General features: G+C 63.7%; 21 protein-coding genes and 1 tRNA gene. 8 read left to right on the top strand and 14 right to left on the bottom strand.

Annotation, left to right across the window (positions count from 1 at the left end):
* Positions 1–83: 83 nt before the first annotated feature.
* From JI664_RS22060 to rpmC, 14 genes are all read right to left on the bottom strand, one after another.
* Entirely contained in the window at positions 84–1,751 is a 1,668-nt protein-coding gene (locus JI664_RS22060) for a putative transporter (protein ID WP_207015949.1), read from the bottom strand.
* A gap of 110 nt (positions 1,752–1,861) precedes the next feature.
* Positions 1,862–3,067 carry a cytochrome P450 gene (locus tag JI664_RS22055; protein WP_207015948.1) on the bottom strand — a complete coding sequence of 402 codons (1,206 nt, stop codon included), beginning with the start codon at positions 3,065–3,067 and terminating at the stop codon, positions 1,862–1,864.
* A 95-nt stretch (positions 3,068–3,162) separates the two neighbouring features.
* Positions 3,163–3,789, bottom strand: coding sequence for a hypothetical protein (locus JI664_RS22050; protein WP_207015947.1), 627 nt, complete (start codon positions 3,787–3,789; stop codon positions 3,163–3,165).
* Positions 3,790–3,956: 167 nt separating this feature from the next.
* Complete coding sequence (rpmD, locus tag JI664_RS22045; protein WP_109534115.1) at positions 3,957–4,142, bottom strand: 50S ribosomal protein L30; 186 nt, start codon at positions 4,140–4,142, stop codon at positions 3,957–3,959.
* A 12-nt stretch (positions 4,143–4,154) separates the two neighbouring features.
* Positions 4,155–4,715, bottom strand: a complete 561-nt coding sequence (rpsE, locus tag JI664_RS22040) for a 30S ribosomal protein S5 (protein ID WP_109534114.1) — start codon at positions 4,713–4,715, stop codon at positions 4,155–4,157.
* A gap of 127 nt (positions 4,716–4,842) precedes the next feature.
* The gene (gene rplR / locus JI664_RS22035) at positions 4,843–5,202 is read right to left on the bottom strand and encodes a 50S ribosomal protein L18 (protein WP_207015946.1); all 360 of its coding nucleotides are present in this window, start codon (positions 5,200–5,202) and stop codon (positions 4,843–4,845) included.
* A gap of 11 nt (positions 5,203–5,213) precedes the next feature.
* Positions 5,214–5,747, bottom strand: a complete 534-nt coding sequence (gene rplF / locus JI664_RS22030; protein ID WP_207015945.1) for a 50S ribosomal protein L6 — start codon at positions 5,745–5,747, stop codon at positions 5,214–5,216.
* 10 nt (positions 5,748–5,757) lie between these two features.
* Complete coding sequence (gene rpsH / locus JI664_RS22025) at positions 5,758–6,156, bottom strand: 30S ribosomal protein S8 (RefSeq protein ID WP_207015944.1); 399 nt, start codon at positions 6,154–6,156, stop codon at positions 5,758–5,760.
* Positions 6,157–6,168: 12 nt separating this feature from the next.
* The gene (rpsN, locus tag JI664_RS22020) at positions 6,169–6,474 is read right to left on the bottom strand and encodes a 30S ribosomal protein S14 (RefSeq protein WP_109534111.1); all 306 of its coding nucleotides are present in this window, start codon (positions 6,472–6,474) and stop codon (positions 6,169–6,171) included.
* Between the two features lie 19 nt (positions 6,475–6,493).
* Positions 6,494–7,054 (bottom strand): 50S ribosomal protein L5, encoded by a 561-nt coding sequence (gene rplE, locus JI664_RS22015; protein WP_207015943.1) that lies wholly within the window; start codon positions 7,052–7,054, stop codon positions 6,494–6,496.
* Positions 7,054–7,359 carry a 50S ribosomal protein L24 gene (gene rplX / locus JI664_RS22010; RefSeq protein WP_207015942.1) on the bottom strand — a complete coding sequence of 102 codons (306 nt, stop codon included), beginning with the start codon at positions 7,357–7,359 and terminating at the stop codon, positions 7,054–7,056. The genes rplE and rplX overlap by 1 nt, the downstream gene beginning before the upstream one ends.
* The gene (gene rplN / locus JI664_RS22005) at positions 7,359–7,727 is read right to left on the bottom strand and encodes a 50S ribosomal protein L14 (protein WP_109534108.1); all 369 of its coding nucleotides are present in this window, start codon (positions 7,725–7,727) and stop codon (positions 7,359–7,361) included. Before rplN ends, rplX begins: the two co-directional genes overlap by 1 nt.
* 63 nt (positions 7,728–7,790) lie before the next feature.
* Positions 7,791–8,030 carry a 30S ribosomal protein S17 gene (gene rpsQ, locus JI664_RS22000; protein ID WP_207015941.1) on the bottom strand — a complete coding sequence of 80 codons (240 nt, stop codon included), beginning with the start codon at positions 8,028–8,030 and terminating at the stop codon, positions 7,791–7,793.
* A gap of 12 nt (positions 8,031–8,042) precedes the next feature.
* Positions 8,043–8,246: a 50S ribosomal protein L29 gene (gene rpmC, locus JI664_RS21995; RefSeq protein ID WP_109534106.1), complete on the bottom strand. Its 204-nt coding sequence runs from the start codon at positions 8,244–8,246 to the stop codon at positions 8,043–8,045.
* 673 nt (positions 8,247–8,919) lie between these two features.
* On the opposite strand from rpmC, the gene JI664_RS21990 reads away from it, so the two are divergent.
* From JI664_RS21990 to rplL, 8 genes are all read left to right on the top strand, one after another.
* Complete coding sequence (locus JI664_RS21990; protein ID WP_207015940.1) at positions 8,920–9,933, top strand: delta-class carbonic anhydrase; 1,014 nt, start codon at positions 8,920–8,922, stop codon at positions 9,931–9,933.
* A 467-nt stretch (positions 9,934–10,400) separates the two neighbouring features.
* Positions 10,401–10,476: transfer RNA gene (locus JI664_RS21985), tRNA-Trp, on the top strand.
* Between the two features lie 267 nt (positions 10,477–10,743).
* On the top strand, positions 10,744–10,941 hold the full coding sequence (gene secE / locus JI664_RS21980; protein WP_207015939.1) for a preprotein translocase subunit SecE: 198 nt from the start codon (positions 10,744–10,746) through the stop codon (positions 10,939–10,941).
* A gap of 261 nt (positions 10,942–11,202) precedes the next feature.
* Positions 11,203–11,736 carry a transcription termination/antitermination protein NusG gene (gene nusG / locus JI664_RS21975; protein WP_207015938.1) on the top strand — a complete coding sequence of 178 codons (534 nt, stop codon included), beginning with the start codon at positions 11,203–11,205 and terminating at the stop codon, positions 11,734–11,736.
* 98 nt (positions 11,737–11,834) lie between these two features.
* Positions 11,835–12,287: a 50S ribosomal protein L11 gene (gene rplK / locus JI664_RS21970; RefSeq protein ID WP_207015937.1), complete on the top strand. Its 453-nt coding sequence runs from the start codon at positions 11,835–11,837 to the stop codon at positions 12,285–12,287.
* Between the two features lie 3 nt (positions 12,288–12,290).
* Positions 12,291–12,992 (top strand): 50S ribosomal protein L1, encoded by a 702-nt coding sequence (gene rplA / locus JI664_RS21965; protein ID WP_207015936.1) that lies wholly within the window; start codon positions 12,291–12,293, stop codon positions 12,990–12,992.
* A 378-nt stretch (positions 12,993–13,370) separates the two neighbouring features.
* Positions 13,371–13,886 carry a 50S ribosomal protein L10 gene (gene rplJ, locus JI664_RS21960; protein ID WP_207015935.1) on the top strand — a complete coding sequence of 172 codons (516 nt, stop codon included), beginning with the start codon at positions 13,371–13,373 and terminating at the stop codon, positions 13,884–13,886.
* Between the two features lie 68 nt (positions 13,887–13,954).
* Positions 13,955–14,338: a 50S ribosomal protein L7/L12 gene (gene rplL, locus JI664_RS21955; protein WP_109534100.1), complete on the top strand. Its 384-nt coding sequence runs from the start codon at positions 13,955–13,957 to the stop codon at positions 14,336–14,338.
* Positions 14,339–14,378: the final 40 nt, after the last annotated feature.

The following is a 14,378-nucleotide window of genomic DNA, read 5'->3' as shown; positions in this document are numbered from 1 at the left end:
GTTTCGTGAATCGGCGGGTTGCCGACCGGGGCGCGTATAGACGGGTTGGCGCGCGCGTTCAAGTGGGGGCTGCCATGCATGGCCTAGAGCAGCAGCAAGACCAGCACCTGCGGGGCGAAGATGCGCAACCCCATGACCAGCGGATAGACCGAGGCATAGGCAACCGACGCCGCCGGCGAGTCGCTTTGCGCATTGGCGAAGGCCAGCGCGGGCGGGTCGGTCATCGAACCGGCCAGCACGCCGCAAAGCGACAGATAGTTAAAGCCGAAGACCAGCCGCGCGGTCAGCCCCACGACCACAAGCGGGATCAGCGTGATGGCGATGCCATAGCCCAGCCATGCCAGCCCTGCCCCATGGATCAGTGTCTCGAGAAAGCGATCCCCCGCCTTGAGCCCCACCACGGCCAGAAACAGTACGATGCCGAATTCCCGCAGCGCGCGGTTCGCGACCGGCGGCATGGCCCACATGAACGGCCCCCAATGCCCCAGCCGACCCAGCACGATGGCCGCCACCAGCGGGCCGCCCGCAAGACCCAGCTTCAGCGGCGCGGGCAGCCCAGGCAGCGCCAGCGGGATTGCGCCCAGCAACACGCCCAGCGCGATGCCGACGAACAGTCCGGGGAAATCGACCTCGTCCAGCCGCTTGCGCTGATCGCCAAGAACGCCGCGCACGGTGTCCAGCGCCTCGGCCGGTCCCACCGCCGTGACGATGTCGCCGTATTCAAGCGTGCTGTCGGCTTCGACCGGCAATTCGACACCTGCGCGCAGGATGCGGCTGACGGTAACGCCATAGCTTTCGGTCAGCGCCAGCGCCCGCAGGCGGTGGCCCAGAACGCGGCGCTCGGTCACCACCATGCGCGCCCAGCGCAGCGCCGTGCCCTTGGTCGACAGGGGCTCGTCCACGCTCTGGCCAAGGACGCGCTGCAGGGTGCGGACCTTGTCCCCGGGTCCGACGAGGTGAAGCATGTCCCCCAGCGCGATAACCGTCTCGCGCCGGGGCACAATCAGCGCGTCGCCCTTGCGCATCCGCGAGGCGACGACGCCCGCATCGAACAGCCCCGGCACTGACGATAGCGGCAGCCCGTCGAAATTCGCGTTGCGCAGCACGATGTTGAGGCTGGGCAGCGTCGTGCCCTGTCGCCGGTCGGCCTCGTAGGCGTCCGCTGCGGCCTCGATCGACGAGCGTGTGACCACGCGCACCAGCAGCATCGACACCAAAATGCCGACGATCCCGAAAGGATAGGCGACGGCATAGCCAAGGGGCGGCGTCGCGACCTGTTCCGCGGAGGCCCCCGCATCGGCCAGCGCCTGCACCGCCGCGCCCAGACCGGGCGTGTTGGTCACCGCGCCCGACATCAGCCCGACCAGCGCCGGGACGGGCACCGCAAAGAGCAGATGGATCAGCAGCGTCACCGCCACGCCAAGCCCCACGATGGCCGCCGCCGCGACATTGAAGCGCAGGCCTGCGGTGCGCAGTGAGGCGAAGAAACCCGGCCCGACCTGAATGCCGATGGTAAAGACGAACAGGATCAAGCCGAATTCGCGGATGAATTCCAGCATCTCGGCGCTGAGCGCGATGCCCGTGCGCGCCAGCAGATCCCCCAGCAGGATCCCCGCGAACAGCACGCCGCCGATGCCCAGCCCGACACCCCACAGCTTGAGCCGCCCGAACAGAAGCCCCAGCGCCCCGGCCAGCGAGATCGCCAGCATGGTCAGGCCGATATCGCCCAGAAAATCGCTGAAGGGGGGCATTGGGGTCGCCTCGAAATCGCTGCGTCGCGGCATGCTGACAGGTTCGGGCGGCCAGCGTCAATGGTCGCTGGCCCGATGCCCCCAATGGCCGGGGCTTTCGCCCCTGCCCGTCAGCGCACCCGCACCGGCAGGCTTTCATACCCCCGGAAGCGCGCCAGCGGGACCATCCGCGCCTCGCCATTGGCGGCCAGCTTGGGGAAGCGCTTCACCAGCCCGCCGATGGCAATGCGCCCCTCGACCCGGGCCAGCGTCGCGCCGAGGCAGATATGGATCCCGGTCGCGAAGGCGAGATGCTTGTTGGGCTTGCGCCCCAGATCCACACGGTCGGGATCGTCGAACACCGCCGGATCCCGGTTCGCCGCCGCGATAGAGGTGTGAATATAGGTCCCCTCGGGCAGCACCACGTCGCCCAGATCGATCTCTTCGCCCGCCGTGCGGTTGCCCTGCTGCAGCGGGCTCTCAAAGCGCAGGAACTCCTCGACCGCCGTGGTGATCAGGTCGGGATCGTCCAGCAGGCGCCGGTGCTGATCGGGGTTGTTCAACAGAATGCCGACCGAGTTCCCAACAAGGCTGGTGGTGGTTTCGTGCCCGGCATTGAGCAGGAAGATGCAGTTCTGCATCAGCTCTTCATCGGTCAGTTTGCGCCCGTCGATCTCGCCGAAGATCAGGCTTTCAAGAACCTCGCCCTCCATCGCGCCCTCGCGGTTGCGGCGGCGGTGGTCGATGATGTCGGTCAGGATCTCGGTGAATTCGGTGACGGCCTCGTTGCCTGCCTTCAGCCGCTCGGGCGGAACAACCGGGTCCAGCGCCCCAAGGATCGCCAGCGAATAGCCGCGCAGCTTCTGGCGGTATTCGGGCGGAATGCCCAGCATGAAGCTGATGATCTCGGTCGGCAGGACCTTGGCGAAGTCGTCGATCAGGTCCAGCTCGCCCTTTTCCTCGACAGTGTCGAGCAGCCGGTCGACGATCCCTTCGATCAGCCCCTCGAACACCTGTAGCTTGCGCGGCGTGAAGGCCGAGGCGAGCAGCTTGCGCACCACGGTATGATAGGGCGGATCGTTGAAGACGAGGCTGGTCGTGTGGTGAGTCTTCAGCGGGCATTCGCCAAACTTCTTGCCGAATTCCTCGGTCTTGTTGGACAGCATGGCGCGCGACTGGTAGACCTTCAGCACATCGGCATGGCGGGTCAGGAAGACCGAACCATCGGCGTTGCGGTGCACCGGGCTTTCACTGCGCAGCTTGTGCAGCACCGGATAGGGGTTGCGGATGTAATCCATCCCGATGGCGTTGAGATCGAAATCGGCGATGTCGAGCATGGTGGCCCTCCCTGGCTTGGGCGCAAAGTGGCGCAGGGGGCGCGCGGGGGCAAGGGGCGTCGTCGCGATTGCAACGATGCCGTGCGGTTGCGGCGTCAGGGCATGAAGATGGCGATGTCGCCCACCACCTCGTTCACGCCCCATTGCCGGTGCATCAGCCGACCGTTGAGGATGTAGAGCTCATCCACGCGGTACTCGCTCAGATCGAAACCGTCGTTGCGGCTGAGGCGGATGAATGCGTCGTGCTCTTCAAGCCCCGGCTCGACCACGGCGAACAGATCGGGCGGCATGGTCAGATCGACGGTGCGCAAGATGTCGAGCACATCGTCATACTCGGTGATCCGCTCGTCACCGAAGCGACAGAACGCCTCGGCCCCCAGAGAAACCGTCGCGCTGCCCACCGACAGCAGAGGGCTGTCGCGCCCCACCAAAGCCACCGCCGAGCCCAGCAGCCGCGCGGTGCTGGCCAGCAGGCCGCCGCTATCAACCTCGGCATCGCCGGGCTCTGTGGCGCCGACATGGGCGCGTCCGGTGCGGGGATCGACAAGAATATAGAGCATCGCGTCGCCGGTGCCGGTTTCGTTGCGCGCGGCTTCGGTTGCGGCATTGACGGCGGGCGAGGCATTTCGGGTCAGAAACTGCGACAGCCGGTAATCGCAGAAATCGGCATGCGCCGTACCGGCGGCCAGGATCATCGCCAGGCTGAGAATCGCTTTCCGCATCGGCTCTCTCGTCGGGTTGCGAGGCCAAGGGGTAGCCGGAGGACAGGCATGGCGGAAGGGGCGGGCGATCAACTTGCGAAGAGGCAAGCGCGAGCCGGGCGATCGGCTGGGCGCATGAAAAAAGGGCGGGGAGAACCCCGCCCTTCAATCTGCGCTGAACGTCGGGTTCAGGCTTTTTCTTCGACGATCGCCACGAGGTGCGGGATCGAGTTCACCATGCCGCGCACCGAGGGGGTATCCTCGAGCTCGCGGGTGCGGTGCATCTTGTTCAGACCCAGGCCCTTCAGCGTTTCGCGCTGCTTGGCGGGGCGACGGATCGGCGAGCCGATCTGCTTGACGACGATGGTAGCCATGTCCGTCTCTCCTTACGCTTCGGCCGAGGCCGGGGCATCGTCCTTGCGGAGGATGTCGGCGACCTTCTTGCTGCGACGCTGTGCGACCTGACGCGGGCTGACCTGCTTTTTCAGGCCGTCCATCGTGGCGCGGATCATGTTGTACGGGTTCTGCGAGCCGAGCGATTTCGCAACGACGTCCTGCAGGCCCAGCATCTCGAACACGGCGCGCATCGGGCCGCCCGCGATGATCCCGGTACCGGCAACGGCGGTCCGCATCACGACTTTACCGGCGCCGTGGCGGCCTTCGATGTCGTGGTGCAGCGTGCGACCGTCGCGCAGCGGGACGCGGATCATGTTGCGCTTGGCTTGTTCGGTGGCTTTGCGAACGGCCTCGGGGACCTCTTTCGCCTTGCCTTTGCCGAAGCCGACGCGGCCTTTCTGGTCGCCGACGACGACGAGCGCGGCGAAGCCGAAGCGCTTACCACCCTTGACGGTCTTCGAGACGCGGTTGATCGCTACGAGACGATCGGCGAATTCCGGATTTTCGTCGCGATCGTCACGACGGCTCCGGCGGTTATCACGTTCTGCCATGGATTGGCATCCTTTCGTGGTGGCGCGGCTTGGCGGCGCCGGTGGGATCCGATCGCAGTGGCCCCGCGCAAAGGCGGGGCCCTGGATCATCGAGGCGGCACGGAAACACCCGTGCCGCCTGCAAACATCAGAACTTCAGGCCACCTTCGCGGGCGGCATCGGCCAGGGCCTTGATCTTCCCGTGGAACAGGAAGCCACCACGGTCAAAGTAGCATTCCTCGACGCCGGCCGCTTTCGCGCGCTCGGCAATCTTGGCGCCAACCTTGGTCGCGGCGTCGATGTTGTTCACACCGACGACACCCAGCTCTTTTTCCAGCGTCGACGCTGCGGCGACCGTGGTCCCCTTGGCATCGTCGATCAGCTGGACGCTGATGTTCTTGTTCGAGCGGTGCACCGACAGCCGAAGGCGGCCATTGGCGGTTTTCCGCAGTTTGTTCCGGACGCGTTGGCGACGCTTCTGGAACAGCTTGAGCTTTTTGTTCGCCATCTGTCGCGTCCTTACTTCTTCTTGCCTTCCTTGCGGAAGATGTACTCACCCTTGTAGCGAATGCCTTTGCCCTTGTAGGGCTCGGGCGCACGCCACTCGCGAATATTCGCGGCGACCTGGCCAACCTGCTGCTGATCGATGCCTTCGATCACGACTTCGGTCGGTTTCGGAACGGTGACGGTGATGCCCTGCGGAACCTCGAAGATGACTTCGTGGCTGTAGCCCAGCGAGAGCTTCAGGTCCTTGCCCTGCATCGCGGCGCGGTAACCCACACCCTGCAGTTCCAGTTCCTTCTTGAACCCGTCGGTAACACCGATGGTCAGGTTCTCGACCATCGAGCGGGTCATCCCCCATTGCTGACGGGCACGCTTCGAGGTGCCGCGCGGGGTCACCTTGATCGCACCGTCTTCCTGGGTGATCGTCACATCGTCGGTCGCGGTGAAGGTCAGGGTGCCTTTCGGACCCTTCACGCTCACCGTCTGACCGGAGATCGTCGCGGTTGCGCCCGAAGGCACGGCGACTGGCTTCTTGCCGATACGAGACATGATGCCCTCCTCAGAACACGCGGCAGAGCACTTCGCCGCCGACATTGGCAGCGCGTGCGTTCGCATCCGACATGACGCCCTTCGGGGTCGAAACCACCGAGACGCCAAGGCCGTTGCGGACCGACGGGATTTCCTTGGCGCCGGCATAGACGCGGCGGCCAGGGGTGGAGATGCGCTTCAGCTCGCGGATCGCAGGCTCGCCCGAGGCATACTTGAGCTGGATTTCCAGCTCAGGATGGCCCTCGACCGAAGTCGCGTGTTCGTAACCGCGGATGTAGCCTTCGTCGGCCAGCACATCGAGAACCCAAGCGCGAAGCTTGGAAGCCGGGGTGCGGACGGTCGACTTGCCGCGCAGCTGGGCGTTGCGAATGCGGGTCAGCATATCGCCGAGAGGATCGTTCATAGACATGTGCGCTCCCCCTTACCAGCTCGACTTGACCATGCCCGGAATGTGGCCGTTCGACCCCAGTTCCCGCAGCATGATACGCGACAGTTGCAGTTTACGGTAATACGCCTTCGGACGACCGGTCAGCTGGCAACGGTTGTGCAGCCGGGTGGCCGACGAGTTGCGCGGCAGTTCAGCCAGCTTCAGGTTCGCCTTGAAGCGATCTTCCATCGAGGCATTCGGGTCGGTGGCGACTTCCTTCAGAGCGGCACGCTTGGCGGCGTATTGCTGCACCAGCTTCTGACGCTTCTTCTCGCGTTCGACCATGGATTTTTTAGCCATGTTTCTCTCTCCTTCCGCGTCAGGCCATGAACGGCATGTTGAAGTGCTTCAACAATGCCTTGGCTTCCGCGTCGGTGTTCGCGGTGGTGCAGATGATGATGTCCATGCCCAGAACGTCGTCGACCTTGTCGAAGTCGATTTCCGGGAAGACGATGTGCTCCTTCATGCCCATGGCGTAGTTGCCACGGCCGTCGAACGAGTCACCCTTGACGCCACGAAAGTCGCGGACGCGGGGCAGCGCGATGACGATAAGGCGCTCGAAGAACTCGTACATCCGGTCGCCGCGCAGCGTGACCTTGGTACCGAGCGGCATTTCCTCGCGAACGCGGAAGCCGGCGATCGAGTTCTTCGCCTTGGTGATCACGGCCTGCTGGCCGGCGATCAGGGTCAGGTCGGCCTGCGCCGATTTCACCTTCTTGGTGTCCTTGACCGCATCGCCGACGCCCATGTTCAGGACGATCTTGTCCAGACGCGGGATCATCATGTCGTTCTTGTAGCCGAACTCTTCTTTCAGGGCCGCACGGATGCGGTCCTTGTAGTCGGCCTTGAAACGCGGGGTGTAAGTGGCTGCGTCGAGCATCAGATCACGTCTCCCGTGGTCTTGGCGAAACGCACCTTCTTGCCGTCTTCCTCGCGGAAGCCGACGCGGGTGGCTTTGCCGTTTGCGTCCACCAGCGCCAGGTTCGACAGGTCGATCGGCTTCGCAACCGGAAGACGGCCGCCCTGGTTTTCCTGGCTTTGACGGGTGTGGCGGATGGCGATGTTGACGCCGTCGACAATGGCCTTGCCGTCTTTCGGCATCACAGTGGTGATCTCACCCTGCTTGCCCTTATCCTTGCCGGCAAGAACGACGACCTTGTCGCCCTTCTTCAGTTTCGCAGCCATCAGAGCACCTCCGGCGCAAGCGAAATGATCTTCATGAAGTTCTTCGAGCGCAGCTCGCGAACGACCGGGCCGAAGATACGGGTCCCGACCGGCTCACCCTGGTTGTTCAGGATGACGGCGGCGTTGCGGTCAAAGCGGATGGCGGTACCATCTTCGCGGCGAACTTCCTTGGCGGTGCGCACGACGACGGCCTTGCGGACGTCACCCTTTTTCACGCGGCCTTTCGGAATGGCTTCTTTGACCGACACCACGATGATGTCGCCCACAGAAGCATAGCGGCGATGCGAGCCGCCCAGAACCTTGATGCACTGCACCCGGCGAGCGCCGGAGTTGTCAGCAACATCCAGATTGGTCTGCATCTGGATCATGGAAAGTCTCCCGACCTTTGGGGGTTATCCCCAGGGTTTCGTAGAACCCTGGCGAGTGGTGTTTCAGGCGTCAGCCTCGGTCACGACGCGCCAGCGCTTCGACTTCGAGATCGGCGCGCATTCTTCAATGCGAACGGTGTCACCGACCTTGAATTGGTTGTTCGCGTCATGCGCGCGGTACTTCTTTGAAGACCGCACGGTTTTTTTCATGACGGGGTGCGTGAAGCGACGCTCGACGAGGACGGTGATCGTCTGCTCGTTGGTGTCCGAGGTCACGGTGCCTTGCAGGATGCGTTTGGGCATGTCTCGTTATCCTCAGTTCGCCGCCGCTTCAGCGGCTTTCTGGTTCAGAATCGTCTGCACACGGGCGACGTCGCGACGGACGGCGCGGATGCGGGCAGTGTTTTCCAGCTGATTGGTGGCCTTCTGGAAACGAAGATTGAAGGCCTCTTTCTTCAGCGAAACGAGCTGCTCACGCAGCTCTTCCGGCGATTTGCCGGTCAGTTCAGCGGCGGTCATGCGCCTGCTCCTTTTTCAACATCACCAGAGGGCCCTTTCGGGGTGACCCTTTGCCCGGTGGAGTCAATGACAAACCCGCTGATTCCGTCGCCGGAATCCGCAGGATGCGGCCCTATACGGGAGCCACGCCCTCAAGGCAAGCCCGGCGGGCGGAAAACCGTTGGAAAGTTGCGTCTTGGGGAATGTTTCACGGCGTCGGACGCCTGAACGGGCGGATCGGACGACGCCCGGAAGCGCAGGCCCTCGCGATTCGCCTCGGGCCCGATGGGTGGCGTGACGGCTGCCTGTCGGGACGCGGCGAGAAGAAACGGGGTGTCTGGCGGTGCTGGCTAGCAGAGGCTCTGCGCCCCGCTTGGCTGGCTGGCTGGAACCCGTTCCATCCGCTGAGGCGTTAGATAGGGGCGCACGCGACGGAGCGCAAGAGAAATCCAGGTAAATCAATAAGTTGACTGATTTAATCAGATTTTCACATGGACCGGGAACCGCGATGGCGAGCCGCCGGCCGGGGCGCCGTCTGCACGAAGTCCACGCGCGGCAATGCACGCAAATATCTGAAAATGCTCTGTATTATTAAGATTCTGGCGACTTGATCGCGGATCGGACGGCCCGCATCATGCCCGCACCCGTGCGTCCGGCGCGGGAATGTTCAACCCGTGTCAGGATATACTTGCCTATGAAGGAACTCGCGGCTTCGACGATCTCGCTCGCCCTGCTGACCTTTGCTCTCGCGGCACAGGCGCAATCTCATGGCGACACGCACGGCGATTCGCAGGCCGCCGGTCACGGAACAGACACTCACGCCGCAGCGTCGGTCACTCATACTGCGGCCCCGGTGCAGAACAGCACGCAAGACAGCCACGCCGCCGCACCCACAGCACCGGCGGGCCATGGGGGCGGCCATGGGGGCCCGGTATCCGACGACATCATCGCCGCGCAGCGTGCGGCGCTTTACCATTCCTCAATCGGTGTGGGCTTCGGCCCGCAATCTCCGCGCGACATCGACAGGGCTTTCGGCGCCAATGCCCGGGTCTTCGCCACCGCCCCGCACCACACGCGGATGAATCTGTGCAACATCCACCTGCATGAAGGCGCAGAGCACCGCGGCGGCGATTTCACCCTTTATATCGGCAATGGCGACGGGGAAGGTTACGGAACCGGTTTCGCCTATGTCGGTCGACTGACCCCGGAAGAGCTTACGCCTTATCATCGCCCGGTAGGCGCCACCGAACACGGCTCGATCGAACCCGGCGACACGATTGAAGTGCATTTCGTCTACACCACCGCCGATGTGCGCCCCGGTGCGACACTGGGCGCGTGTCTGGACGACGAAACCGGCAACCCCCAGCTTCGGGTCGAAGCGCAGATCATGGTCGTGGTCAATGACGACAGCGCCGCGCGCTTCACCACGCTGGCCGCGCTGTCGTCGATCGACGGTTACGCACAGGCACCGAACCTGCCGATGACAATGGGGATGCCGGTCGTCTATCAGGGCTCGACCACGGGCCCCGGCTATAACGAGATCGGCTCGCCCTATCAGGTGACGTGGAGCGTCCGGCCGCAGGTGATGCGCGTCTCGATAGCGTCGCTGGACGCCTGGTTCGCGGGGAACGTATTCAACGAAGACCACGCCCACGGCGTACGCAATCTGGTGATCGAACCCGAGCTTCTCTCACCAATCCTACGATAGCGCATGCCCTCATCGCGCCTCGTCTGCTGCGCTCAGTCACGAACAGGATGCGGCAGACATATATAGATGTGGGCGCCGGTATCGGAGGGCTGTCGCAAAACGCTGACTTGGCCCCGCGCTACAGGAGTGTCAGTACGGCCCCACGCGTCACTCGCTCAGGCGGGTGACACCACAGCCCCGCACCCTCGACGAGTAAGGACTCGACCGAAGGCGCACCCGGCTCTCAGGTGAAGCACTCTCCTGAGAGCCCTAATAACAGACGCGCCTCGCCACATCCCTGAGCAGATGACCGCCAGCGTCGGCAAGCCGCTGAATCCCGGCGAAACAACGGACCCCCGCAAAGCGAACCAAGGGCGCCGACGCGCGAGACACGGTCGCTGCGCACCGGGAATAGCGCCCGTTGTCGAAAGCCTGCAAAACCCCTCTTGATTTCCGCCCGCGCAGCCCGTATCCCCCGCCGCAGGCCTAGGGGTATAGCTCAGTTGGTAGAGCATCGGTCTCCAAAACCGAGGGTCGGGGGTTCGAGTCCCTCTGCCCCTGCCAGGCCCGAACGGAACGCGTCGACGCGACATCGGACGCAACCGCCCTCCCCCCAATGATATGCATCGCCGGGCGCCCTTGCGCCCGACCGGAAAAACCGCTTTCCTCAGCCGTTGACCCCCTTGTGTTGCAAAAACGACATCAAGTCCGGCTTCCTGAGCGCCGCTCCGCCGCTGTCGGACCCGACGGGTTGAAACGTGGCAAGGGCGGGCGTATCTCGGCGCGGTGCCGCAGACCTGCGGTCGATTCTTGTGCCCAGAGGTAGTTTCCATGGCCCGGACCAACCCGTTGACGTTCCTCCAGCAGGTGCGCTCTGAGACCGCGAAAGTGTCGTGGCCGACGCGGCGCGAAGTCGGCGTGAGCACGGTCATGGTGCTGGTGCTGACCGGGCTGACGGCGGTGTTCTTCTTCCTTGTGGACCTGCTGATCCGCACCGGGCTCGGCGCGATCCTGGGCTTCGTGAGCTAAGGCATCCGGCGCGCCCCTCGGGGCTGCGATGGCCTTGAAAACAGGGCCGCGCAGGACGCTCAAAGCGGGACAAGACCCTCAATTGCGCTTGAATCTCGCCCCCGCTGACGTTAAAGGCAGCAACACATTCCGGCAGATAGGCGCGCACCGATTCGGTGCGCACATTTTTTATCTGCGGGGCGCACAGGGTCCGGCAGCCTTCAATCGCTTGACCTGAAACGATTTTCGCGACGGCAAGGCCGTCAGAGACGGGGAAATGGCATGGCCAAGCGTTGGTACTCGGTGAGCGTTCTCTCGAACTTCGAGAAGAAGGTCGCCGAAGCGATCCGCCAGGCCGCCACCGAGGCGGCGCTCGAGGACCAGATCGAAGAAGTTCTGGTTCCGACCGAAGAGGTCATCGAAGTTCGCCGCGGCAAGAAGGTCACCTCGGAGCGTCGCTTCATGCCCGGCTATGTGCTGGTACGCATGGAACTGACGCCCCGCACGCAGCATCTGGTGAGCTCGATCAACCGTGTGACCGGGTTCCTCGGCCAGCACGGCAAGCCGAGCCCGATGCGCGACGAGGAAGTGAACCTGATCCTGAACCGCGTCGAAGAAGGCGAAGCCGCACCGCGCAACCTGATCCGCTTCGAAGTGGGCGAGCAGGTCAAGGTGTCGGACGGCCCGTTCGACGGATTCTCCGGCATGGTCGAGGAAGTCGACGACGACAATGGCCGCCTGAAGGTCATGGTCTCGATCTTCGGCCGCCCGACGCCGGTGGAACTGGAATTCACGCAGGTGACCAAGGGCGCCTGAGTGATCACCGTGGGAGGGCGGCTTTCGGGCCACCCGGACCACTAAGCAGGCCCCGCCGGGCAGTCCGGGCCGGGGCGTTGTGAGAAAGGAGCGGCCACATGGCCAAGAAAGTCATCGGGCAGCTGAAGCTGCAAGTTAAGGCCGGTCAGGCCAACCCCTCGCCGCCCGTGGGCCCTGCCCTGGGTCAGCGCGGCATCAACATCATGCAGTTCTGCAAAGACTTCAACGCGAAGTCGGCGGACATGGAACCCGGCGCGCCGGTTCCGGTGGTGATCACCTACTACCAGGACAAGTCGTTCAGCATGGAGCTGAAGACCCCGCCTGCGTCGTGGTACCTGAAGAAAGCCGCTGGCCTGAAGCCCGTCGGCAAGCGCAACCGCGCCCGTGGTTCGGTCAAGCCGGGCCGTGAAACCGCCGGCACCGTGACTGTCAAGCAGGTGCGCGAGATCGCCGAAGCGAAGATGAAAGACCTGAACGCCAACGACGTCGAAGGCGCGATGCAGATCATCCTCGGCTCGGCAAAGTCGTGCGGTATCGAGGTGAAGGGGTAAATCATGGCCAAGCTCGGTAAACGTACCCGCACCGCCCGCGAAGCCTTCGGCAGCACGGCCAACGTCACCGTCGAAGACGCGGTGAAGCTGGTTAAAGGCGCTGCCTCGGCCAAGTTCGACGAAACCATCGAAGTCGCGATCAATCTCGGCGTCGACCCCCGTCACGCCGACCAGATGGTCCGCGGCGTCGTCTCGCTGCCGAACGGCACCGGCAAGACCGTCCGCGTCGCCGTCTTCGCCCGTGGCGCGAAGGCCGATGAGGCCCGCGAAGCTGGCGCCGACATCGTCGGTGACGAAGACCTGATGCAGACCATCCAGTCGGGCACGATCGAATTCGATCGCTGCATCGCGACGCCGGACATGATGCCGATCGTCGGCCGTCTGGGCAAGATCCTGGGTCCGCGCAACCTGATGCCGAACCCGAAGGTCGGCACCGTGACCATGGACGTGGCGACGGCCGTTGCCAACGCCAAGGGCGGTGAAGTCCAGTTCAAAGTTGAAAAGGCCGGGATCATCCACGCCGGTATCGGCAAGGTCTCGTTCGACGAAGGCAAACTGGTCGAAAACGTCCGCGCCATCGTCGACGCGGTCAACAAGGCGAAGCCGTCGGGCGCCAAGGGTGCCTATCTGAAGAAGGTCTCGCTGTCCTCGACCATGGGTCCGGGCGTCAGCGTCGATCTGGCTTCGGCCACCGGCGCCGCCTGATCCGACCGGATCGAAGCTTCCCGAAAGGCCCCGCCCCGCGCGGGGCCTTTTGCCGTAAGGGCGGCGGCCCAAGGCTTGGCACGGAAATTGCTTTGCGCCCCCTTGGCATCGGACGGCGAAGCGGTTATCTGTCCCGTCCTGTAGCAGGGTGCGATTCGGTCGTGCCCCGTTGCGCATCGTCCGAGACGGTGGGCGGTTGGGATCTCCCTTCCATAAGTCCTGCCTGAGACGGGAAAGAATAAGAATTCTAGCGGGTGGCACATGCTGACCCCGGGATGACTTGGACGGACCCGTAGCGGACCCGACATCGGGGTCTCTTGAACCCGGTGAAAATAGAGCCGGAGGGTCCGCAAGGCCCTCCAAACTTGGAGCAAACCTGTGGATAGAGCCCAAAAAGAAGCAGTGGTCGACGAACTCGGCCAGATCTTCGAAAGCTCTGGCGTGGTTGTGGTTGCACACTACGCGGGTCTCACGGTTGCCGAGATGCAGGCCCTGCGCGCGAAAATGCGTGAAGCAGGCGGGGCCGTTCGCGTTGCCAAGAACAAGCTCGCCAAGATCGCCCTGGATGGAAAGCCGTGCGCCAGCATCGCAGACCTTCTGACGGGCATGACCGTACTCGCCTATTCCGAAGACCCCGTCGCCGCGGCGAAGGTGGTTGTGGACTACGCCAAGGAGAACAAAAAGTTCGAGATCCTTGGCGGTGCTATGGGCGGTTCGGCTCTGGACCAGAACGGTGTGAAAGCCGTGTCCGAAATGCCGTCGCGCGAGGAGCTTATCGCTTCGATCGTGTCGTGCATCGGGGCACCGGCTTCGAACATCGCTGGTGCGATTGGCGCGCCTGCTTCGAACATCGCGGGCATCCTCTCCACCCTGGAGGAGCGGGACGCCGCTTGAGCAACTCTTGGCCCGCGTGGCGGTACTCACCCCATGTCGGCAACACCCTGTTAGAATGGAACTGAACAATGGCTGATCTGAAAGCACTCGCCGAAAGCATCGTCAACCTGACCCTGCTGGAAGCCCAAGAACTGAAAACCATCCTGAAGGATGAGTACGGCATCGAGCCCGCCGCTGGCGGCGCCGTGATGATGGCTGGCCCGGCTGCCGGTGGCGACGCTGGCGCTGCCGAAGAAGAAAAAACCGAATTCGACGTCATCCTCGTCGAAGCCGGTGGCAACAAAATCGCGGTCATCAAAGAAGTCCGCGGCATCACCGGTCTTGGTCTGAAAGAAGCCAAGGAACTGGTCGAAGCCGGTGGCAAAGCCGTGAAAGAAGCTGCTCCGAAGGCGGAAGCCGAAGAGATCAAGACCAAGCTGGAAGCCGCTGGCGCCAAGGTCGAGCTGAAGTAATCGCCAGGGTGTCGCGCGCATGCGCCGCACCTTGACCACA

It is taken from the genome of Rhodobacter sp. NTK016B, from assembly GCF_017303295.1.
GTDB lineage: Bacteria > Pseudomonadota > Alphaproteobacteria > Rhodobacterales > Rhodobacteraceae > Pararhodobacter.
Note: the sequence above shows the minus strand (reverse complement) of the source record. Positions and strands in the feature narration are given on the sequence as shown.